Origin of the sequence: Sorangium sp. So ce375 (assembly GCF_051473855.1) — a bacterium.
Classification (GTDB): Bacteria; Myxococcota_A; Polyangia; order Polyangiales; family Polyangiaceae; genus Sorangium.
The window spans coordinates 8,470,067-8,491,568 of record NZ_CP150335.1 but is presented as its reverse complement, the minus strand read 5'-3'; the positions used below and the strand labels follow the sequence as shown (position 1 = coordinate 8,491,568).

Below are 21,502 nucleotides of genomic sequence, written 5' to 3'. Positions count from 1 at the left end.
GGCGCGGCGCTCCGCGCGACCATCACCGGCCCCGATGGAGCTCGACGGCGGCCGCGACGAGCGCGGCGATCGTGGGGACGTCCACGTCCTTGGCGGAGCGGATACGGATGTTCCTGGCCTGCTTGGCGTCGCCGGTGAGCAGGGCCTTCGGATCCGGCAGCTCGGCGCCGCGCTCGAAGCCGAGGTTCACGCCGAATCGCTGCGGGGCGAGCCAGCAGATCTTGTGTTTGTCGCCGTCGCCCATCCGGAAGCTGATGAGCCGCCAGCCTGGATAGACGTGCTCGTGGACGTCGGGAATGACGCGGAGGAGCAGCTTGCGCACGCGCAAGGTCAGCTGCTGCGCTTCGGGAGGGTACTCGCTCAACAGAGCGGCTACGGCCGGATCGTCCGACACAATGAATGACGGTAAGTCGATGTTCATGGAGACGCAACCGGCTGTGCGTCGTTGCGCGTCGTCGCGCGTCGTCGCGTGACGTTCGCGTGTTCCAGCGTGGGCGCTATCTGCCCAGGTATCCTCGGCGCAGGTGTCCTCGCCGCAGGCGCATCGGAACGCATCGGTCACATCGGGGCGCGCCGGGGCACGTCCGATGATGTCCGGCTACATGCGGTGACGTCCGGCCGAGCCCAGATTTCGGCTCAGGTCGCTTGGTCCGTTCGATGCGCTCGATTCGTTCGATTCGCGGCGGCCGTTTGACAAGCACGCATGACCCGGACCAGGGCGCGGCGTCCGCTGCGGGCGGTCAGGGTTGGAGTCGCTCGCGGAAGAAGGCGAGGACGCGCGAGAGCGCCTCACGTGTGGGGTGGCCCTCGCGATCGACCAGATCGCGCGTCAGGACCGAGTGGGCGGCGCGCGCGATCCCATGGGGGTTGCCTGGAGACGAGTCGATCTCGATCCCTTCGAAGCCGTCGCCGAGCTCTGCCCGGAGCCGGTCGAATCGGTCCTTCGGGCACAGCGGATCGTGGGTGAAGCGGAGCCCGAGCACCGGGGTTCCGGCGGCGACGCGCTCCTTGACGGCACGGAGGCCGTCGTCGGAGAGGTGGAGCCCGGCGCGGTGCTCGCGGGAGACGGGGATGGGCAGCGACGGCTGGCTCAGCACGGGCGCTGCGATGGCGGGGTCGACCATCAGCGCCAGCGCGAAGTTGCCCGTCACACACATGCCGACGGCGCCGACGCCTCTGCCCCCGAGCTCCGCGTGAACAGCGCGGCAGAGCGCGCGAAGCCAGTCGGTGATCGGGCTCGCCTGCCTGGATGCGAGCACGTGGAACTCGCGGCTGATGCACACGCGGGCCGCCTGCTCGAGCACGTAGAGGGGCGTGTCCCGCTTGCCGGGCGTCCCGAAGAGGTGCGGCATGAAGACGGTGAAGCCGGCGTCCGCCACGCGCTCGGCGAACGCGGCGACCGACGGGGTGATGCCCGGGATCTCGTGCATGACGACGACACCCGGGCCGGCGCCGCGGCGGTAGACCACGCGCGTCACGCCGTCGTCCGTGAACTGCGTCTCGGTGAAGCCGGGGAGCGACATGGCCTCCATCATCACTCGTCCCGGGACGCCGGGGAAGCGGCGGCGCCTGGCCGTCTCTGGCGCGCGGCCCGCTCGGTCGCTCGAGCGCTCCGTCCCTCGGTCACCCGGTCACTCGGATGCAGGCAAGCCCCTCGGCCGTTCGTCCTTGGCGATCCAGACGGTCTTGACGTTCACGAACTCGCGCAGGCCGTACGAGGAGAGCTCGCGGCCGTAGCCGGACATCTTGACGCCGCCGAACGGCAGCCGTGGATCGGACACGACCATCCCGTTGATGAACACCTGGCCGGCTTCGAGGTCGGCGATGAGGCGCTCGCGCTCGTTGGCGTCGCGGGTCCAGGCGCTCGCCCCGAGGCCGAACCTGGTGGAGTTCGCCAGGTCGATGGCCTCGTCGATGTCGGCGATGCGGAAGACCGCGGCGACCGGGCCGAAGAGCTCGTCGTCGGCGGCGGGGGAAGGGCGCTGGACGTCGGTGAGCACGGTCGGCGGGAAGTAGTTGCCCGGCCCCTTCAGCCGCTTGCCGCCGGTGAGGAGGAGCGCGCCCGCGGCCACCGACGCCCGCACCTGCTCCTCCAGCTCCGCGGCGATCTGCGCCGTGGCGAGCGGCCCGACGTCGACCGACGGGTCCATCGGATCGCCGACCCGCAGGCGCCGCATGGCCGCGACGAAGCGTTGCTCGAACTCCGGCACGATCGCCTCGTGCACGATGAAGCGCTTCGCCGCGATGCAGGACTGGCCGTTGTTGATGATGCGCGCCCGGATCGCGGTCCCCACGGCGGCGTTGAGATCGGCGCTCGGCAGGACGATGAACGGATCGCTCCCGCCGAGCTCGAGCACCACCTTCTTGAGGTGCTTTCCGGCGTGGGCGCCGACGCTGCGCCCCGCGTTCTCGCTGCCGGTGAGCGTCGCGGCCGCGATGCGCGGGTCGGCGAGGAGGCGAGGCACGACGTCGGTCCCCGTGAGCAGCGCCTGGAAGACGCCTTCCGGGAAGCCGGCCCGGCGGAGGATGTCCTCGATGGCGAGCGCGCAGCGGGGGACGTTGGAGGCGTGCTTGAGGAGGCCGACGTTGCCGGCGACGAGCGCCGGCGCGGCGAAGCGGAAGACCTGCCAGAGCGGGAAGTTCCACGGCATGATGGCGAGCACCACGCCGAGCGGATGGAAGGCCACGTAGCTCCTGCCGGCGTCGGTGGCGACCTCTTCGGGGGCGAGGAGGCGCTCGGCGTTGTCGGCGTAGTACCGGCACGCGGTCGCGCACTTCTGGGCCTCGGCGATCGCGGAGCCGATGGTCTTCCCCATCTCGATCGTCATGAGCTGCCCGAGCTGATCCTTCTCGGCCTCCAGGATCATGGCCGCACGGCGCAGCTTCTCGGCCCGCTCGGCGACCGGGGTCTGCCGGAAGCTGCGGAACGCGGCGTGCGCCCGCGCCACCTTCTGCTCCAGCGCCGCTGACGAGAGGGGTTCGAACGTCTCGAGCGTCTCTCCGGTCGCTGGATTGATCGTCGCGATGGCGGTGTTCACGGATGTGCCTCCTCTTCGAGCGTCGGGGGCCGTGCCCCGTCGCCAGCCAGCTCGGGGCGCGCCGAGCGGTCCCGGCAGGCGAGCTTGAGCCAGACCCGCCACGTCGTGCAATGGTCAGCGAGGACGAGCCCGCTTCTCTTCCCTCGTTCCGGCGTCTTCCGACGTGGTCCACGCAAGTTCCGCGCATGTTCCGGGCGCGTGAGGGGGGAGGGGGGTCGCCATCGCACGTCCTGTTCATTAGGCAGAGGGGCATGGTCCGCAGCGGATCCCCTGTCGCAGGCGACGCGGAGCACGCGCTTTCGGCCCGGGCGCCGCGAGCTGGCGAGCGCGCGGCGCTCGCACCTCCGGCCTTCGACGACCCCGCTGGCCAGCTCTCCCGCGCGGGCGAGCTGGAGGTGAGGGTGAGGGCGATGGAGTCGCTCCTCTGCGCCGGCGTGCCGTTCATGGTGGCAGGGGCGTATGCCTTTTTTGCGTACACGGGCATTTTCCGGGACACGAAGGATCTCGACGTGATGCTGGACGAGCGGGAGGTGCCGGCGGCGTTCAGGGCGCTGGAGCGGGCCGGCTTCACGACGGAGCTCATCGATCCGCGGTGGATCGGGAAGGCGTACGCCGGCGATCGCTTCATCGATCTCATCTTCTCGTCGAGCAACGGCCTGGCCGTGGTGGACGGCGGCTGGTTCGAGCACGCGCGTCCGGCCACGATCCTTGGGCACTCCTGCCTGATCGCGCCGGTCGAGGAGATCATCTTCACGAAGGCGTTCGTGGACGAGCGGGAGCGGTACGACGGCGCCGACGTGAACCATCTGATCTACGCGTGCGGCGACGAGATGGACTGGGAGAGGCTCCTCGCCAGGTTCGGTCCTTACTGGGAGGTCCTGTTCGCGCACCTGACGCTGTACCGCTTCGTCTATCCGGGCGCGCGGAGCCGCGTGCCCGCGTGGCTCGTCGACGAGCTCTGCCGGCGCACGCTGGAGCAGATGCGGGCCGGCGACGCGCCGCTCCGGGTCTGCCGGGGGAACCTGATCAGCCGGCGGCAGTACGCGCACGATTACGAGAAGCTCGGGCTCGTGATGGGGCCCGCTGCAGCTGCGCCCGAGGAGGCGCGGGGATCGCTGTGCCGGAAGCGCCGCCGGTCTGCGGCGGGGCGGCCTCGCCTCGGCAAGGGGAGGTCGGACTGCGACAGGGCTCTGGGCGGCGCGGAGGGGTCGGAGGTGGCGGTCGAGGCGGTGCGGGCCCGCAAGCCGGGATCATGAGCGCCACCGTCGCCGGGGGGAACGGGGAGCCGGGCAAGCGCCGCATCGCGGCGTCCTCGGATCTGCACTGCCGGCCGGAGCACGGCGCCCGGATGCGCGAGCTCGTGAAGGCGGTGAACGCGGAGGCGGAGCTGCTCGTGCTGTGCGGCGATCTCACCGATCGCGGCCACCCCGACGAGGCGAAGGTGCTCGCCGACGCGCTCTCGGGGCTCTCGGTGCCGTGCGCCGCCGTGCTCGGCAACCACGACCTCGACCGGGGGGCGAGCGCCGAGATCTCGAAGCTCCTGGGCGACGCGGGCGTCGAGGTGCTCGACGGGGATCACCTGATCCTGCGCGACGACATCGGTGTTGCCGGCGTGAAGGGCTTCATGGGCGGGTTCGGGAGCGCGACGCTGCAGGCGTTCGGCGAGGGCCCGCTCAAGGCGTTCGTCCAGGAGGCCGTGACCGAGGCGCTGAAGCTCGAGGCGGCGCTGTCCCAGCTCGACAGCGAAAAGCGGATCGTGATCATGCATTACACGCCGGTCCTCGAGACGACCGTCGGCGAGAACGTGGAGATAAGGCCCTTCCTTGGGACGAGCCGGCTGGCCGCGCCGATCGATCTGTACGGCGCCGACGTGGTCTTCCACGGCCACGCGCACCACGGGGCGCTCGAGGGGCACACGTCGAACGGGACGCCGGTGTACAACGTGGCGATGCCGCTGCTCAGGAAGCTGACGGGGAAGTCGTTCCTGCTGTTCGAGGTCTGACGAGCGGAGCTCGGTGCTCTCGCTCAGTGCTTCTGCAGGAAGGCCCGTATCGCTCCGAAATAGTCGGACGCGAACAGGTGGATATCGTTGTGCCCGGCGCCGTCGATGAGGTGCAGGGTTTTCCTGTCGTGGGGGACGGCCGCGTGGTTCTCGCGGGCGTGGTCCGGCGGGAGCAGCCTATCGCGCGCGCCGTGCAGGACGAGGACCGGGATCTCGACGTGCCTCAGGAGCTCCGGGTTCGAGAAGCGGCGGTGCGCCTCGTCGCGCAGCTCGCCGAGCTCGATCTCGAAGAGGGCAAGGAGCTGCCGCACGTCGCTGAACCCGCTCTCGAGGAGGAGCGCGCGGTAGGAGTCGCCGCGGTTCGCGGCGATTCGCGACGCCGGTGAGCTGCCGAGCGAGCGGCCGAAGAGCAGCGGCTTCGGGGGCCCGTCGAGGCCCGCGGCGCGGCTCTTCTCGGCGAGCTCGCGCAGGAAGAAGTCGGAGACCTTCAAGGGATCTTCATGGAGCGAGCGCAGCGTCGGCTCACCCTTGCTCCAGCCGTAGCCGCGGTAATCGACCATGAAGAGGTTGAGCCCGATGTCCCGCCAGGCGACGGCGATCTCGTCGTAATCGGGGGCGGTCTCGCCATTGCCGTGGAAGGCGAGCACGGTCGGGTTGCCCGGGTCGGACAGGTGCCAGCGCGCGCCGAGCGTCACCCCGGGTGCCACGGGGATGTCGTAGTCGGTCGCGCCGGCAGGCGGGCTGTTTAGCACCCGCGTGGGATAGAAGACGCTGGCGGAGCGAGCGCTCGCGTCGAGCGCGCGAAGGAGCTCGTCGAGCTGGCTATCGGGGTCGTTCGTCGGCATGGCTCACCGATCTGCCGCGGTCGGCGGAGGTCGTGGCGCGCAGGATACATCGTGTCGGGGCCGGAAGATCCGTGGGATGAACGCCCGCGACGGCGGCGGGGAAGCGGGCCGCGCGGCGCGATGGTGGCCTACGCGGTCGCGATGATGCCTTGCACCGCGGGCTCGCCATACTCGGCGCCGCCGGTGCGCACGACGAGGTTCGGGAGGATCTCCGCGACGCCGGCGCCGTGGGTGTGGCCGCAGAGCACCTCGATCCGCCGCTCGGGGTACCGCTCAGCGGCCTCGCGGATCACCTCGCCTGTGGCCTTGCAGCTGAAATGCGGGAGCCAATCGTCATTGGAGATCTGGCCTTCGTGCCAGCAGGCCTCTTTGAACGGGGGGACGTGCGTGGCGACGATGACGCGCCGGTACCGCTCGAGGGCCACGGGCAGGACGCGGCGCAGATACTCCGCGGCCTCGTCGCCGAGGCGGTGCAAGGCCTCTCTCCGGCGGCGCCGGTCGAGGGAGGCGAGCTCCTGGATGAGCACGTAATCGTTGAGCTCCACGGGCGATCTCTCGTAGTCGCCGAGGCGGGCGTCGGCCCAGCCGTCGTGGCCGACGAGGACGGTGTCCGGGCCAAGCTCGACGTGGGGGATCGACGGGAGCCACCTGAGCCAGGGGGAGGCGGCCGAGAGCTCGGCGGCCATCGTGCGCACGGCGGCGATGCTCCCGCGGTAGAAATCGTGGTTGCCGAGGACGAAGTAGAGCGGGCGCTCGATGGTCTGGGCGACGGTCTCGAGGAGGGGGCGGAGGCTCTTGGCTTCGGCGATGTCGCCGGTGAAGAGGACGGCATCGGAGGCGGTGGCGGCGAGGGTGGAGCAGAAGGCGGCGAGCTCCTCGCGGGAGAGGAAGTTGAGGTGGACGTCGGTCGCCCAGGCGAGGCGGAGCGGGGTCGGCGCGGCCATGAGAGCAGGATAGGCGGGGAGGGGAGGGGGAGCCAGTGAGGTGGCGCGAGAGCGGGAGGTGCTCGCCACGCGGCGAAGTGAGGGCGCTTCTTGTCGGCGGCGGCGAGGCCGCCGCGGTTCAGAGGCGGCGAGCCCTCCGAGGATCGTCAACAGGGCGCGCACTTCCGAGCTCCCATGGGCCGCCGCCTTTCCGTCGCGGGGGCCTCTTCGCAGGTTCGCCATGGCGCCGCCACCCCGGAGTCGGCTTTCTCCTCGCGTTTTCCCGTCGTTTCATGCCGGCACGGTCCGTGCTCGAGGCCCCTCGTCATGCCGACGCTCGAGCACAACGCCCTCGTCGAGATATTCCGCGAGCACCCGGAGCTCGCGCCCCGCTTGCTCGCGACGCTCTTCCACGTCGAGGTGCCGCCGCACGTCTCGGTTGCGGTGGTCGAGTCGTCGCTCGACCAGCTCATCCCAGTCGAGTTTCGCGCCGACCTGGTGCTCGAGCTTCGAGACGCGAGCGGCGCGCTCACGCTGGCGATCGTCCTCGAGGTCCAGCGCGACGAGGATCCCGACAAGAAGTTCTCGTGGCCGACGTACGTCACGGTCGTGCGCGCCAGGAAGCGCTGCGGCACGATCGTCCTTGTCGTAGCGCCGGACGCGGGCGTGGCCACCTGGGCGGCGGAGAACATCGACCTCGGCCTGGGGTTGGGCCACGTCGAGCCGCTGGTGCTCGGTCCAGCCGTAGTGCCCGAGATCACCGACCCTGCCGAAGCCGAGAAAGAGATCGAGCTCGCCGTGCTCTCGGCCGTGGTGCACGGCAACGGGCCGAACGGGCTCACCGTGGTTCAGTCCGCGCTCGCCGCCCTCGGTCGGCTCGACCAGGAGCACGCGGCGGTCTATTTTCACGTCATCTGGAACGGGTTGCGTGAGCCCATGCGGCGGGCTCTGGAGGCGTTGGTCATGGAACGGCAGATCGAAGGCGAGGCAACTTTCCCCCCGTTCGTGCAGAAGCTCATCGATCGCGGCAAGCTCGAGGGCTTGCGTGAGGGCAAGCTCGACGGCTTGCGTGAGGGCAAGCTCGAGGGCTTGCGTGAGGGCGAGCTCAAGGCCAAAAGGGGCACGCTGCTCCGGCTGCTCGCGCGCGCAGGGATCATGCTCTCCGAGTGCGAGAGCGCGCGCGTCCAGGCGTGTACGGACATCGCGACCCTCGACCGCTGGATCGATAACGTTCTCGGGGCGAAGGAGGCCACGGACGTGCTCTCCTGACGGTGAACGGATGCGGCCCGACGAGGCGATGAAACACGGTCTCCTGATGTCTTCGTGGGACCGTAAGCGGCCAGCGGCGGAGAGCTGTAGCAGCGCATCAAATCCGTGATCATGTCCGGAGATGCTTCAAAGGGCCGCCGACCTATGGCGATAGCCCGCCTGTCCCGTCCGCCTCCAGCGAGTCCGCGAGCGCGCAGCGCGCGAGTCCCGCCTTCTTGGCCTCTTCGCGCAGCATCGCGCCCTGCTCGGCGGCCCCTTTCACGCTGAGCATCGTGCGGAGCTCGATTCCATCGGGGCTCTCCACGTGCTCTGCGATCCACGCTGACCGCATCTGCCCGACGCTGATCGGATCGGCCTCCGGATCCAGCCCGGCTCGCCTGTCGACATCGCACATCACCGCGACCGCCTCGGGGAACGTCTGCCCGCGGGGGGCCGGGGCCTTCGCCTCGGGAGCTGAGCTGCAGGCGGAGAGGAAAGCGGGAAGGAGCAGGGCCAAGAGGGGATGGGGGCGCATGCTGCCTTCGACAGGAGAGGGCGCCTGGGCTTGGCAGCGATCACCTCGCCCAGGTGCGTCCGCCGGCTACTCGCCCGTGCCCCCGTCGACCGCCGGGACGAGCTCGATATCGACGTTCTTCGGCAAGAAGCTCTCGCACTCCTCGTTCATGACGGGCGTGAGCGTCTGCTCGAAGTCGTCGTAGCCTGTCCCGGAGATCTCCACCCGCGTCACCCCGGCTGTCCATAGCTCGCAGACGAGCGCGTCCAGCGCCTCGGGAGGAGGCTGCGCGCGATCGACGGCGCACACCAGGTTGGCCTCGTCGAGCGTCTTCCAGGTGGTCGGATCGCTCAGGACGAAGAGCGGCTCGTCCGCGGCGCTCCACGTGATGTGAACGGTGGTGTCCGGCGGGACGGTGGTGCCTGGCGCGCGCACGGTGATGGTGAACAGCGCCTGTCGTGGCCCCATCGGACAGCCGCTGGCGTCGCCCGTCCCCGAGCCGCCGGACCCGCCGCCCCCCGAGCTTTTGCAGGCGCCCACCGCAACAGCGGTCGCGAGCGCCGCCGCGGTGATCGCCGCGAAGGCCGTGAGCGATACGATTCGACCGGGAGCAAGAGAAGGGCGTGGTGCCACAAGGGCGACAGGGTAGGGGCGACATGCCCGCGAATCCAGCGTGAGCAAGTTTTTGCGCAGGGGGCGCGTCTCCTCCCTGCGCCCTGCCCGCTGCAGGCCGTCGCGGCTTTCAGGCCTGGGCCTTGAGCTCCGCGATGTCGTTGAGAAGGGCCTGCTCGTGCCCGTCCGGCTTCACCTTGAGGTAGGTCTTCCGCAGCACGCCCGACGGATCGATGACGAACGTCGTCCGGTCCCAGTACAGGGTGCCTTTCCACTCGCTCTGCCCGACGCCCGCGGCCTTGAGCAGCTCGTGGCGCGTGTCGGCGAGCAGATCGATGGTGAACGAGAACTTGTCGCAGAAGCTCCTGTGCGACGCGACGTCGTCCTCGCTGACGCCGATCACGGCGATGTTCGCTTTGTCGAAATCGCTCTTGGAGGCCGTGAACGACTTGCCCTGGATCGTGCATCCCGGCGTGTCGTCCTTCGGATAGACGTAGACGACGAGCCATTTGCCCGCGAAATCCTCGAGCTTCACGGTCCTGCCGTCCTGGTTCGGCAGGGCGAAGCGCGGAAACGGCTTTCCAATCTCGACGCTCATCTTCTCTTTGCCTTTGCTGTGGGCCGGAGGAACGCTCCTCCTGGCAGGTGGCCGGTCATGGGGCGGATGGGAAGCGCAGCGGCGCGGACGTCACGCCGCTGCCTGCGCGGGGATCTAGCGCGGGATGAGCCCGCGGAACCAGGCCGTCACCGAGGAGGAGGACTCGTCCTGGAGCGAGTCCGGGCCTTCCAGCTCGTCGGCGAGCCCCCCGAGCGGCGCCTCGCTGCGCGGGGGCGGCGAGCTCGGGTGCTCCTCCCCGTGCATCATGATCGTGGGGCCCTCCAGGGTGGGCAGCAGGCTCAGGCCGCTGCCGCCGGCGGTCGGCTCCTTCGTGAGCGACTTGAACTCGAGGAGCATCATGTCGATGAGCTCGGCGATCTTCTGCGTGCCGTCGACCGTCCGCGCCGGCCCGCCCTTGGCGCGCTCCACGAGCGCGGCGACGTCGTCCTCGCTCACCGGTCGGCCGTAGCGGTAGAGGAAGCGGGTCAGGTCGTGCCCGAGCTCGCGCGCCGTCAGGTAGCGAGCCGCCGGGTCGCGGGCGAGCGCGCGGCGGATGATCTGCTCCAGCTCGCGCGGCACCTCGCTGTTGATCTGCTGGAGCGAGGGGATCACCGCGTCGCGCACCAGCCGCACCGTGATGTAGTCGGAGTCGCCGAGGAACAGCCTGCGCCCGGCGAGCATCTCCCAGAGGATGATCCCGAGCGCGAAGATGTCGACGCGCTTGTCGACGCCCTGCTCCAGCACCGTCTCGGGCGCCAGGTAGCCGAACTTCCCCTTGATGATGCCCGCGTCGCTCTCGGCGAGCTGGCTCGACGCCTTCGCGAGCCCGAAGTCCACGATCTTCACCTCGCCGTAGCGGGTGATGAGCACGTTGGCCGGGGTGATGTCCCGGTGCACGATCTGGAGCGGCTTTCCGTCCCCGGTCGCGAGCTCGTGCGCGTAGGCGAGGCCCTGGCACATCTTCGCGGCCATGAAGGCGGCGACCTCGACGGTCATCGGCCGGCCCACCTTCTTCTGGTGATCGAGGAGGGCCCTCAGGTCGGCGCCGTCCACGTACTCCATGACGATGAAGTAGGTGCCGTCGCCGACGCCGATGTCGAACACCGACACGACGTTCGAGTGCGACAGGTGCGCCGAGAGGCGCGCCTCGTCGAGGAACATCGCGATGAACTGTTCCTTCTTGCTGAGCTGCGGCAAGACGCGCTTGATGGCGACCTGCTTCTTGAACCCTTCGATCCCCGCGCTCTCGGCGACGAAGACCTCCGCCATGCCTCCGGAGGCGAGGCGCTTGATGACCCGGTACCGCTGCTGCTCGGACATGCCCTGTCTGTCGTCCTCCCGCCCCGTGCCGCCGCCCAGTCTAGCGGCTCGGGGCCTGCCGCGGATCAAATCCACGACGCGGCACGTCCGCCTCGGGTCATCGGAAGGTGGCGAGCGCCGCGATCGCCGCGAAGGAGAGCCCGACGAGCGCGGCGAGGGCGAGCACCGACAGCAGCGGCTCCGCCCGCACGGCGGCGAGCAGCCGGTCGCGATCTTCCCTGGACAGCGGCGCGCCGTGGGGTCCGTCCTTGCCCTCGCTGCCCGAGGCGGCGGCGACGTGCGCCTCCAGGCGGCGCCGCGCGGTCCGGGATCGCAGCGCGAGCAGCAGCACCTGGGTGACCCCGGTGGCGCCGAGGACCAGGAGGCCAGCGCGCCGCGTCTGCGAGGCGCGGGCCCGCTCGCGCGCCTCGGCCGCCGGCATCCCGTCCGCGAGCAGCTCCACGCGCCGCGGCGAGGCCGGCGCCGCTGCTGACGAGAGCGGCCAGGCCACCGTACCCGCGCCCTGCTCGTAGGGGTCGCCCGCCACCACCGCCCAGTCGTCCATCGCGCCGCGGGCGACCGGCTCCGGGAGCGTCACCCTCCCCGAGAAGAAGCCCGCCCCGTCGGCCGCCAGCGGGACGATCGTCCCGAGCGCACGGCCGCGCGCGCCCTCGATCGAGACGTAGGCGCGCGGCCTCGGCGCCGGGGAGATCAACCGGAGCTCCGGCGGTTCGCCCTCGAGTCCGTCCGGATCGAGCCAGATGGCTCCCGGGATCACCGGAAGCCTCCCTTCCCAGGTGCCGTCCGCGCCCCGTATCCCTGGCGATGCGCTCCCCGGCTGGGTCGCGCGGAGCGTGAGCTCGACCGTGTGCGCCAGCGGCTTGAGCGTGAGCTCCGCGGTGCCGCGCGCGTCGGCCGTGATCCGCACCGGACCGCCGCCGTGCCCCTCGACGCCACCGTGCCCCTCGACGCTGCCGCGCCCATCGAGCTCTGCCCCGACGGCGCTCGCCTCGAGGCGCGCCCCTGCCGCGGGCGTTCCGTCCTGCGCCTCGATCGCGACGCGCACCGGCTCCGGGAACGGAGCTGCCAGGGCTCCTCGCGCGGCTGTCACCCGGATGCGGAGCTCCCCGTGCGCCGTGCCTGGCAGCGCGGTCGCGTGCGCCGCGGCTGGCGGCGCGCTCGTTTGCGCCGCTGGAAGGGGATGGAGCAGCGGGAGCCGCTGCTCCAGGAGCGTGTCGCTGCCCCGCGCGATCCGCACGGTCACCGGGTCCTCCAGCCCCGTCGGCGCGCGGAGCAGCGCCTCACCGATGCCGTCCTCGCCGAGCGAGCCGGTCCATCGCTCGAGCGGCGACCCCGCAGACGTGGCGCTCACCTCGACTTGCGAGAGCGCTGCTGGATCGTCGGCGCCGTAGAGACGGCGCACCCCTTCGACACGGAGCGCCAGCGCCTCGCTTCCGGCGACGGGCGTCCCCCACACCCGCACGCCGATGGCCATGCGCGTCGAGCCTGGTCCCAGGATCGCGAGGGCTGCGAGCCCGATGCCCAGCGCGGGCAGGACGTACGTCGCTGCGTTGGGCATAGGGATCATCGCCGTCCCAGCATACCTCTCCGTCCTTGCGGCGCGTTCGGGCTGCGGCACCTGCCTGGCTGCTCGCGCGGAGCGCTGGCATGGGCGAGCCCCTTTGCGTCCGGGCGTCTCCTCCGATAGGAAGCCGCCGATGGCAGCCGACAGACCGGTGAAGCGCAGGCGCAAGGGTTCGGGGACCACGGGGCAGGGCGGTGAGGTTGTGTTGCGGCAGCGGACCGATCCGCGGAGCGAGCGACGTTTCGAGCCGAAGGCGTCGCTCGAGCTTGGCCTCACCCTGCTGGGCATGTCCGTCGCGGCGCTCCTGGCCGGGGCGGGTGTTTACGGCGAGTGGTTCCGGGGCGAGGAGGCGGGAGCGCACCCGGCTGCCCCGTACCTGCTCCTCGGTGCCTTGCTCCTCGGGGCGGCGGCTCTGCTCTTCGGTCAGTGGTCGATAAAGTCGATCCGTGTCGGCGATGCCGGCGTCGGGCTCGAGGCCGGACCCGGCGAGCTCGAGCGCATCGGCTGGCACGATGTCACCGGCCTGTTGCTCACGGAGGCTGCGCTCACAGTCCAGGGCAACGGCACCGCGATCGCCATCCCGCTGCGGGCGCACCTTCCGGCGGCCGCGCGGGTGCTGGCCGAGGCGAGGTCGCGCATCCCCGCGCGTGTGGCTGACCTCAAGGAAGGCGCGCTGCCTCCTCCTGACGATGCCGCCGGCGAGGTACGCTCGCTGGAGCCGCCGCAGCTCGCCGGCCTTCGCTGCAAGGCGACCGACAAGCTGATCGCCTTCGAGGCCGACGCTCGCCTCTGCGGCCGTTGCGGCGAGCACTACCACAAGGACGGCGTCCCCCCCCGCTGCGTCACCTGCGAAGCCCCCCTGCGCTGAGCGCCCGCTTCGGATACGGGCCCATCTCGGCGTCTTCGGTGCTCAGCGCACTGGAGTGCGCTTCCGCGCCGAAGACGCCGAGCTGGACCCGTCTCCTGTGCGGGCGACCGGTCAGCGTGTGCTCTTCGCCGCGAACGACCGCCGCTCCTGAGCGGTCCGATTTCATGGGGGCCGTGCCCTTCGGCTCCCCTCCCGCGGCCCTCCGCGCTACGCCCTCAGATCCCGAATCGCCCCGCGTGCTCCCGGAGGAACGCGATGTAGACGTCTGCCTCCTGGTGCGACGCCACCTCGCCCGCCTCGACCGCCTCCTCCAGCGCCCGCTTGATCTCGCCGACCCGCCGCGACGGCGGCAGCCCGAACGCCTGCATGATGGCGTCGCCGATGCCGCTCGGCAGCGGCGGCACCACCGCGTCCTCGGCCTGGACCTGAAGCACCCGCTCGGCGAGCTCGCTGATCTGCTTCAGCCCCTTCCGCTTCTTCTCGGGCCGCTTCGTTGTGATGTCCGCCCGCGACAGGTCGAGCACGTCCTTCAGGCAGCTGCCCATCTCCTTGGCGAACCGCCGCACCGCGCTGTCGGTCCACGACGCATCGTACTGGCTCGCCCGGAGGTGGTGCAGGATCAGGAAGCGGATGCTGTTCTTCAGCGCCTCCTCCTTCGTGAAGAGCGGCAGCCGCCGGTCGATCTTGTCGAACATGCGCGCGCCGACCTCGGCGTGACCGAAGAAGTGGACCTCGCCCGTCGGCGAGATGGAGCGCGTCCTCGTCTTGCCGATGTCGTGCAGCAGGGCCGCCCAGCGGACCTCGATCCTCGGGACAGCCTGACGCACCACCTGCTTCGTGTGCTTCCAGACGTCCTTGTGGCGCCACTCCCCGTCGCCGAAGCCCACCATCGCCTCGACCTCGGGCAGCATTGCGGCCAGGGCGCCCGACTCGAGCAGGGCGTCGAGCCCGGCCTCGGCGTCGTCGCTCATCATGACCCGGTCGAGCAGCTTGCGGACGTCAGGCAGGTAAGCGGCGGCCGCGGCCTTGAAATCGGCGGGGCGCCCGGAGATCACCCTGGACGAGGCGTGTCGCTCGGCGCCCGCCTCGGGCTGCTCGGCCTCGGCGTTCTCTGCTCGCTGGACGGCCCACTCGAGTGCCTCCATCGCCCGCTTCGGGCTCGCTTCCTGGGTGAGAATCTCCTGCACGCTGGCCTTCCACACTTTCGAGGTTACGGGGTCGCCCACGGGGCGCCGGCTGGCGCGGCCCGTACGGGGGTCCGCCGGTTTAGAGCCAGCCGCACCTTCGCGCAATGGTTCGTCGCTCGGCGCCGCCGGATGCGGTGCGTCCGCAGGCGATGAGTGCGTCAGGTGCGGAGGAGCCGCCCCACGTGGTCCCTCTCCCAGGAGAGGGAGCGCTCGTAGTCGCGGAAGAGCCGCTCGCGGGCGAGGAACTGGGGCGGATGGAGCATCCTGCGCCCGTTGCCGTGGCTCGCCGGCATCACGTGGTGGAGCATCTCGTGGTAGATGACGTAACAGATGAAGTAGCGGGGGACCCAGGGCCGGTCGAGCACGGGGTGGATGCGGATCAGCCGCTCGACCGCCGAGTAGCTCCCGAGCTTGATGGTGCGCCTCGGCTTTCGCGCCTTGGTCCGTTTGCCCCAGGTGATCAGCGCGTCGACCCCGCCGCCGAAGTACGCGTGGTTCAGCTTCTGGAACAGGATCAGCAGGTCGTGCGTGCGCCCCTGGGTCGACAGCGGCGTGCTCACCGGCCGGCTCGCCCGGATGCGGTGGCCGTTCTCGTCGATGTACTGGCCCACCACGAGCGAGGCGGCCCGGTCCTGGGTCACCACGTATCGGACGAGCGCCTCCTGGACGACCGCCGGCGCATCCAGGAACATGTGGTGGACCCGCGCCTGCAGGATGCCCTCCCGGAGGGAGGAGGAGATCATCTGCCGGAAGTTGTCGGTCACCGAGAGCAGCACCGGCCGCTTCTGGGCCAGCTCCAGCCGCCGGATCAGCGCCTGGCGCGCCCCCTCGTGCACGTAGATGTGCGGCTGGCCCGGCGGCAGGTCGATGTCGATCGGATGGTGGCGGGGATCCGGCACGCGGACGACCGCCCGGGAGACACGCGGCAACAGGGAAGTACGCGCCGCGCCCTTCCCACCGCTGCGCGACAGACGGCCTGGAGGGGGTTGAGCGAAGGGGAAGGCCATCTGTCCCGCCATCTCAATCCTCCTTATTTGGGCGTATTCTCGGGTGGGATCCTTGTCAAGCGAGCGGCCGAGAACGTCGAAATCATTCGGATTTATGACTATGTAAGCGGACGGCCGGCCCCCCCGGTGGGGGTGGGAGGACGCCTCGGCCGGCGCTCGCCGGTGATCTGGATTTCCACTGCAAATTCATGAGTTTGTAGTGAAGGCCACGGGATGCCGCTCCGGCGAGGCCGCCTTCCGCCTCGGACGCGCGTCTTCTGCTCCTGTTCTCTCTCTTCCGTCACGACACGGCGCGCACACGCCGCGCCGCTCCTCTCGGCTAGGCGAGCGCACGGGGATCGAGGATCTGCGCCATGCGCCATCGGCCCTGCGCGCGCTGCGACGCCTCCGGCTCGAGGGCGACGACCAGGGCGGTACAGAAGCCGGCGGGGAGCAAGCCTGTCGCGCCCCGGCCTGGCGTGTCGAGGAGCGCGCGGACGAGGTGCTCCACGTTCGGCTGGTGCCCGACCAGCAGCGCATCGGCGCCGCCTCGGGCGAGCGCGGTGGCCAGCGCGATCGGAAGGTCGGCGTCGAGCGCGAGCTCGTCCCGGAGCTCGACCTCCGGCGCGCCGCAGAGCGGCGCCGCGATCTCGGCCGTCTCGCGGGCGCGCGCGAGGGGGCTCGCGAGCACCAGCGGCAGCGGTGCGCCGCCCCGGAGGCGGTGGAGCGCGCTCGAGACCCGCGCCACGCGCTCGCGGCCCTCGGGGGTGAGCCTTCGATCCGCGTCGCGCCCGCTCGGCGCCCGATCCTCCGCCGGGCCGTGCCGCATCACGTAGAGGTGCATGACGTCGGGGAGCAGCCAGGCGTCAGTTCGTCTTGCCCGGGGGACGACGGGCGTCCTGGCCGGACGAGGCTGCCTCGCCGCGACCCTTCGCCTGTGCGGGGGGCTCGGCAGCGGCCGCGCCGCCCTTCGGGCCGGGGCTCGCGGCGCCGTTCGTCGCGACGGCCCCGCCGGCGCGTGAGATCCCCTGCTTCGCGAGGACCATCGCCTCGATCTTGTCGAGCACCGCCGGGTGCTGCTCGAGGTAGGTGCGGGCGTTCTCCCGGCCCTGACCGATGCGCTCGCCCTGGAACGAGAACCACGAGCCGCTCTTCTCGATGATGCTCGCCTCGGTCGCGAGGTCGATGACGTCGCCGCTGTGGCTGATGCCCTGGCCGTACAGGATGTCGAACTCCACCTCGCGGAACGGGGGAGCCATCTTGTTCTTCACGACCTTGACGCGGGTCCGATTGCCCACGACCGCCGGCTCCTTGCCCCCCGCGGCGGCCTCCTTGATGGCGCCGATGCGGCGGATGTCGAGCCGGACCGAGGCGTAGAACTTGAGGGCGTTGCCGCCGCTCGTCGTCTCCGGGCTGCCGAACATGACGCCGATCTTCATGCGGATCTGGTTGATGAACATCAGCAGGCACTGCGACCGCGAGACCGTGCCGGTCAGCTTGCGGAGCGCCTGGCTCATCAGCCGGGCCTGGAGGCCGACGTGGCTGTCGCCCATGTCGCCCTCGATCTCGGCCTTGGGGACGAGCGCGGCGACGGAGTCGACGACGATGATGTCGACGGCGTTCGAGCGGACCAGCATGTCGGCGATCTCGAGCGCCTGCTCGCCGTAGTCGGGCTGGGAGATGAGCAGCTCGTCGGTCTTCACGCCGAGCTTCTTCGCGTAGTTCACGTCGAGGGCGTGCTCGGCGTCGATGAACGCCGCCGTCCCGCCCGCCCGCTGGATGGCCGCGATGGCGTGGAGGGTGAGGGTCGTCTTGCCGCTCGACTCCGGCCCGTAGATCTCGACGATGCGGCCTCGCGGGTAGCCGCCGATGCCGAGGGCGATGTCCAGGCCGAGCGAGCCGCTCGGCACGGCCGCGACCTCGTCGTGGAGCGTCTGCCCGTCCTTGAGGCGCATGATCGCCCCCTTGCCGTACTCCTTCTCGACGCTGGCGATCGCGAGCTCGAGGGCGGCAGACTTCTGCTTGGTGTTCTTCTCGTCACTCATGCGTACCTCGGGAGGGAGCGATGGGAGGGGGCGACGAAGGGGACCGCGGAGGTGGACCCGCGCCGCGCAGGGCAACAGTTTCCGGCAGCTTTACTGTCCGGTTGTTCAGGAATCAAGACCCCCGCATCCCGGATAGGACCGAAAACGTCCGCCCAGCGGCCTGACCCGGCCGGCCCTCTGTAGGGCGGTGATGTCGTGGTCGGAAGCGCTGATCGCGAGGATCCCCTGATTGCGGTCGAGTCTCACAACCCAGGTAACAATCGTGATCGTCCCACAGCGGGAGCACTGGCGGACTCTTCAACTGTGGGCCACACCTTCCGCGTGGGGGGCGGGGGGCGCTTTTTCCCGGGGTTTTCCCTGGGTCGGTACGAGCTCGTCCTGCGGGTGGCCGCAGGCGAGGTGGGCGAGGTCTGGGCGGCGCGGCTCAGGCGGGAGCACGGGTTTCAGCGGCTCTTCGCGATCAAGGTGCTCCGCCCCGAGCTCTCGCCCGATCCCGACGCCGTGCGGAGCTTCCTCGACGAAGCCGCGCTGGCCGCGCGCATCAGGCACCCGAACGTCGTGCCCGTCGTGGAGCTGGGCGAGACGGACGGCACGTTCTTCTATGTCATGGAGTGGGTGAGCGGAGAGCCGCTCTCGTCGGTGCTGCGCGCCGCGCGCGGGCGCCCGGCGCCGGTGCTCGTCGCGGCCAGGCTCGCCTACCAGATCTGCGCGGCCCTCGACGCGGCGCACGAGCTGCGGGACGAGGGCGGCAACCCCCGGGAGCTCCTGCACTACGACGTCTCGCCCGACAACGTCCTCATCACGTCCGAGGGGCTCGTCCGCCTGATCGACTTCGGCATCGCCAAGCTCGAGGAGGCGCGGAGGTCCGAGCGCCGCCCCCCGGCGCTGCGCGGCGACGGCGGGCGCGCTTCGACGGCGGGCGCGGCGGGCGGCGAGGCGGGCGCGTTCCTGTTCAGGAGCAGCGCGCCGTACATGGCGCCGGAGCACATCCGAGGGCAGCCGTGCGATCGGCGGTCCGATCTCTTCGGCGTCGGGGTGCTCCTCTACGAGCTCCTGTCGGGCGCTCATCCTTTCCAGGCCGACGACAGCGAGAGCACGATGACCCATATCGCGAGCGAGCGCCCTGCGGCTCCGCTGTCGTCGCGGGCCGCCCCGTCCCGGCGCGGGCTCGCGGAGCGCCTGAGCGCGCCGCCGCCGCCCGAGCCGATCCCGCCTGCGCTCGATCGCCTCGTCTCCGAGGCGCTCGCCAAGTCGCCCACCGCGCGCACGGCGACGGCCGCGAAGCTCATGCGCGCGCTCGAGGAGGCGATCCCGGGCGCCGGGAGCCCGGGCAGCGACGCGCTGGTCGCCGGCTGGATCGGGCAGATCCTGGGCCACACGTCCCACCTCCGCACGCAGCAGCTGCGCGCCGCGCTCGAGTCGCTCGATCCCGGGGACAGCTCGGTCGAGGACGCGCCGGAGCCTCGGTCCGGCCCGCGGCGCTGGCTGCAGGTGATGCTGGCGTTCGGGGCCGCCGTCCTCGGGGTCGCGCTTGCAGGGACCGCGGCGGTAGGGGACAGCCCGATCCCTCCCGCCGCGGTCACCGCGCCGGCCGGACCGCGCCCCCAGGGCGCCGCGGCGAGCGTCAGCTCGACCCCACGTCGCCGAGGAGCGGCGACCACGCCGCTCCGGAGATGAGCCAGAGCTGGTGCGACGCCCGCGTCACCGCGACGTGGAGCCGCCGGCGGGCCTCGTGGTTCATCGGGTACGCCGCCGCGGTCGCGTCGGGCACGATGACGTAGTCGAACTCGAGCCCCTTCGCGCTGTCGACGTCGGTGACGTCGATGCCCGGCTCGAACGAGAACGCTCCCTCCAGCACCAGCCTCGCCTCCGGCAGGTCCGCGATCAGCGCGTGGAGCTCCCGCGCGGCGTCCGCGTCCCGCGCGATGACGGCCACCGAGGCGCGGGGCTCCCGTCCGACGAGGTCGCGGAGCGCGCCGGCGAGGAACAGGCGCGCCTGCGCCTCGCTCGGGAAGCGGAAGAGCCCGACCGGCGCGCCCTCCCGGGCCGCGCGCGCGGGCGCTTCGGGCGCGAGCTCGCCGAGGAGCCGTCGCGCGAGCTCCGTCACCGGCCGCGGGCACCGGTACGACACCGCGAGGCGGCAGATCGCCGCGTCGCCCACGCCGAGCGCCGCGCGCGCCGCGTCCCACCCGGCGAAGCTCGAGAACGTCTGCTGCGCCTCGTCGCCGGCGAGCGTGACACTGCGCGTCTCGCCAAGGAGCTTCCCCAGGACGAACAGCTCGAACAGCGAGAAGTCCTCGGCCTCGTCGAGCACGAGGTGCGACCACCCGGCCCCGTCGAGGCCGCGGCGAGAGGCGCGCAGGAAGAGCAGGATCGGCAGATCGTCGACGTCGAGCGTCCCCGCGAGCTCGTCCGGCGTCCCTTCCGCGATGGGGCGGCCGTCGAGCGCCCGCTTCATCGAGGCCACGGTGATCGAGGCGAGCTGCCGGTCGAGCGGCTCGGCGATTTGCAGCAGGGTGTGCCGGACGGTCTCCTCGACGGCGCTCCTTGGGAGGTCCCCGCCCGAGGCGGCGACGATGCCCTCGAGGAACCCTCGATCCGTGAAGACGTCGGCGAGGCGGCGGCGGAGCCGCGGGAGCGTCGTGCTCGCCGGGGCGAGCTCGGCGAAGCGGTCCTTCACCGCGCGGTAGAGCGCCGGGTGGCGCTTGAGGCTGGAGACGAGCGCCGGGGGATCGGAGCAGAGGGCGATCGGCTTGCCGAAGACCTCGCGCGCGGTCGCGGACGACCAGGCGTCGAGCGTCTTCACCTGGGCCTCCCCCGCGCCGAGCGGCGCGAGCAGGCGGCGCGACAGCCGCGCGAGCCCCTCTTCGGGGACGACGACGTTCATGGCCGCGAGCGGGCAGCGCGCCGGATCGTTCGCGGCGATCCTGGCGAGGCGGTGCAGCGCCACGGTCGTCTTTCCGCTCCCGGCGCTGCCCAGCACGAGGAGCGGCTGCTCGGGGGGCGCGCACACGGCGGCGTACTGGTCGGCGTCGAGCAGGGCGGTGACGTCCGCGGCCTTCGCGCGGTCCGAGGCGCCGGCGCCGACGCCGAGGCTCCCGGGGCGGGCGGCGGTGCCCGCGCCGCCCGGCTGCATGGCGAGCGCCGCGCGCTCCGCGAGGGTCCAGCGACCGTCGCTTCGTCGCGTAAGGACCAGGCCGTCGCCCACGATCCGGGTGAGGGCGCCGCGCTCCACGACGACGATCCGGCGCGCCTTCACCACGCCCTCGGCCACGCGCCCCGGGAAGGTCTCCTCGTACTCGTCGCCCTCGCGGTACCGGTAGAAGATCTGCGCCACCGGCGCGACGCGCCAGTCGAGGATGCGCACGTCGGCCGACGGATCCAGGAACGTCGCGTGGCCGAGCAGGTAGTCCTTCGCCCCTCTGCCCTCGTCGACCCGGAGGTGGGCGAGGTACGGGCAGAGCGGGTCGGGCAGCGTCTCCCTGGGCTCCTGCTCGATAAGGCGCTGCCGGACGCTCATCTCCAGGAGCACCGCCGGCAGATCGTCGGCCGAGGTCGCGGCCGCCTCGTCGCGGAGCTCCCGGAGCGCCGCGATGGACCTGAGCTCGCGCGGCGCGCGCCGGTCGACGCGCGCCGCGCGCTCCTGCGCCCTGTCCAGCGCGGCGCGCACGCGCTCGAGGAGCGTCGCCTCTTCTTCGAGGACGGCGCGCGCCTCAACGGGCAGGTCAAGCGTGCTCTCTAACATGATGGGC

At 71.3% G+C, this 21,502-nt stretch carries 20 protein-coding genes; 5 read left to right on the top strand and 15 right to left on the bottom strand.

Going from position 1 to position 21,502, the window contains the following annotated elements; all coding sequences use genetic code 11:
- Nucleotides 1–22: 22 nt before the first annotated feature.
- The 3 genes from WME90_RS31470 to WME90_RS31460 form a co-directional block, all read right to left on the bottom strand.
- Entirely contained in the window at nt 23–364 is a 342-nt protein-coding gene (locus WME90_RS31470; protein ID WP_437275724.1) for a DUF1801 domain-containing protein, read from the bottom strand.
- A 376-nt stretch (nt 365–740) separates the two neighbouring features.
- Complete coding sequence (locus WME90_RS31465; RefSeq protein WP_437275723.1) at nt 741–1,523, bottom strand: dienelactone hydrolase family protein; 783 nt, start codon at nt 1,521–1,523, stop codon at nt 741–743.
- 108 nt (nt 1,524–1,631) lie between these two features.
- Complete coding sequence (locus tag WME90_RS31460; protein ID WP_437275722.1) at nt 1,632–3,038, bottom strand: NAD-dependent succinate-semialdehyde dehydrogenase; 1,407 nt, start codon at nt 3,036–3,038, stop codon at nt 1,632–1,634.
- 251 nt (nt 3,039–3,289) lie between these two features.
- On the opposite strand from WME90_RS31460, the gene WME90_RS31455 reads away from it, so the two are divergent.
- Nucleotides 3,290–4,294, top strand: coding sequence for a hypothetical protein (locus WME90_RS31455; protein WP_437275721.1), 1,005 nt, complete (start codon nt 3,290–3,292; stop codon nt 4,292–4,294).
- Nucleotides 4,291–5,040, top strand: coding sequence for a metallophosphoesterase family protein (locus WME90_RS31450; protein ID WP_437275720.1), 750 nt, complete (start codon nt 4,291–4,293; stop codon nt 5,038–5,040). Before WME90_RS31455 ends, WME90_RS31450 begins: the two co-directional genes overlap by 4 nt.
- A 23-nt stretch (nt 5,041–5,063) precedes the next feature.
- Here WME90_RS31450 and WME90_RS31445 read toward each other — a convergent pair whose 3' ends face one another.
- Both WME90_RS31445 and WME90_RS31440 read right to left on the bottom strand, forming a co-directional pair.
- Nucleotides 5,064–5,885: an alpha/beta hydrolase gene (locus WME90_RS31445; RefSeq protein ID WP_437275719.1), complete on the bottom strand. Its 822-nt coding sequence runs from the start codon at nt 5,883–5,885 to the stop codon at nt 5,064–5,066.
- Nucleotides 5,886–6,013: 128 nt separating this feature from the next.
- A complete protein-coding gene (locus tag WME90_RS31440) occupies nt 6,014–6,829 on the bottom strand; it encodes a metallophosphoesterase family protein (protein WP_437275718.1) in 816 nt (271 codons plus the stop codon).
- Nucleotides 6,830–7,135: 306 nt separating this feature from the next.
- Here WME90_RS31440 and WME90_RS31435 point away from each other — a divergent pair, with 306 nt between their 5' ends.
- Nucleotides 7,136–8,077 carry a hypothetical protein gene (locus tag WME90_RS31435; RefSeq protein ID WP_437275717.1) on the top strand — a complete coding sequence of 314 codons (942 nt, stop codon included), beginning with the start codon at nt 7,136–7,138 and terminating at the stop codon, nt 8,075–8,077.
- A gap of 142 nt (nt 8,078–8,219) precedes the next feature.
- Here WME90_RS31435 and WME90_RS31430 read toward each other — a convergent pair whose 3' ends face one another.
- The 5 genes from WME90_RS31430 to WME90_RS31410 form a co-directional block, all read right to left on the bottom strand.
- Nucleotides 8,220–8,591: a hypothetical protein gene (locus tag WME90_RS31430; RefSeq protein WP_437275716.1), complete on the bottom strand. Its 372-nt coding sequence runs from the start codon at nt 8,589–8,591 to the stop codon at nt 8,220–8,222.
- 66 nt (nt 8,592–8,657) lie between these two features.
- The gene (locus WME90_RS31425; protein ID WP_437275715.1) at nt 8,658–9,038 is read right to left on the bottom strand and encodes a hypothetical protein; all 381 of its coding nucleotides are present in this window, start codon (nt 9,036–9,038) and stop codon (nt 8,658–8,660) included.
- A gap of 274 nt (nt 9,039–9,312) precedes the next feature.
- On the bottom strand, nt 9,313–9,780 hold the full coding sequence (locus WME90_RS31420; protein ID WP_437275714.1) for a peroxiredoxin: 468 nt from the start codon (nt 9,778–9,780) through the stop codon (nt 9,313–9,315).
- 114 nt (nt 9,781–9,894) lie between these two features.
- The gene (locus WME90_RS31415) at nt 9,895–11,100 is read right to left on the bottom strand and encodes a serine/threonine protein kinase (protein ID WP_437275713.1); all 1,206 of its coding nucleotides are present in this window, start codon (nt 11,098–11,100) and stop codon (nt 9,895–9,897) included.
- 97 nt (nt 11,101–11,197) lie between these two features.
- Nucleotides 11,198–12,658, bottom strand: coding sequence for a hypothetical protein (locus WME90_RS31410; RefSeq protein ID WP_437275712.1), 1,461 nt, complete (start codon nt 12,656–12,658; stop codon nt 11,198–11,200).
- A 139-nt stretch (nt 12,659–12,797) separates the two neighbouring features.
- Here WME90_RS31410 and WME90_RS31405 point away from each other — a divergent pair, with 139 nt between their 5' ends.
- Nucleotides 12,798–13,532, top strand: coding sequence for a hypothetical protein (locus tag WME90_RS31405; protein WP_437275711.1), 735 nt, complete (start codon nt 12,798–12,800; stop codon nt 13,530–13,532).
- 215 nt (nt 13,533–13,747) lie between these two features.
- Here WME90_RS31405 and WME90_RS31400 read toward each other — a convergent pair whose 3' ends face one another.
- The 4 genes from WME90_RS31400 to recA form a co-directional block, all read right to left on the bottom strand.
- Nucleotides 13,748–14,719 (bottom strand): HDIG domain-containing metalloprotein, encoded by a 972-nt coding sequence (locus WME90_RS31400; protein WP_437275710.1) that lies wholly within the window; start codon nt 14,717–14,719, stop codon nt 13,748–13,750.
- Between the two features lie 158 nt (nt 14,720–14,877).
- Nucleotides 14,878–15,738 carry a hypothetical protein gene (locus tag WME90_RS31395; protein ID WP_437275709.1) on the bottom strand — a complete coding sequence of 287 codons (861 nt, stop codon included), beginning with the start codon at nt 15,736–15,738 and terminating at the stop codon, nt 14,878–14,880.
- A 307-nt stretch (nt 15,739–16,045) separates the two neighbouring features.
- Nucleotides 16,046–16,549: a SixA phosphatase family protein gene (locus WME90_RS31390; protein ID WP_437275708.1), complete on the bottom strand. Its 504-nt coding sequence runs from the start codon at nt 16,547–16,549 to the stop codon at nt 16,046–16,048.
- A gap of 22 nt (nt 16,550–16,571) precedes the next feature.
- Nucleotides 16,572–17,750 carry a recombinase RecA gene (recA, locus tag WME90_RS31385; protein ID WP_437275707.1) on the bottom strand — a complete coding sequence of 393 codons (1,179 nt, stop codon included), beginning with the start codon at nt 17,748–17,750 and terminating at the stop codon, nt 16,572–16,574.
- Between the two features lie 384 nt (nt 17,751–18,134).
- Here recA and WME90_RS31380 point away from each other — a divergent pair, with 384 nt between their 5' ends.
- Nucleotides 18,135–19,427 carry a serine/threonine-protein kinase gene (locus WME90_RS31380; RefSeq protein WP_437275706.1) on the top strand — a complete coding sequence of 431 codons (1,293 nt, stop codon included), beginning with the start codon at nt 18,135–18,137 and terminating at the stop codon, nt 19,425–19,427.
- On the opposite strand, the gene WME90_RS31375 is transcribed toward WME90_RS31380, so the two are convergent.
- Entirely contained in the window at nt 19,375–21,495 is a 2,121-nt protein-coding gene (locus WME90_RS31375; RefSeq protein WP_437275705.1) for an ATP-binding domain-containing protein, read from the bottom strand. The two genes, WME90_RS31380 and WME90_RS31375, sit on opposite strands and share 53 nt — an antisense overlap.
- Nucleotides 21,496–21,502 lie beyond the last annotated feature (7 nt).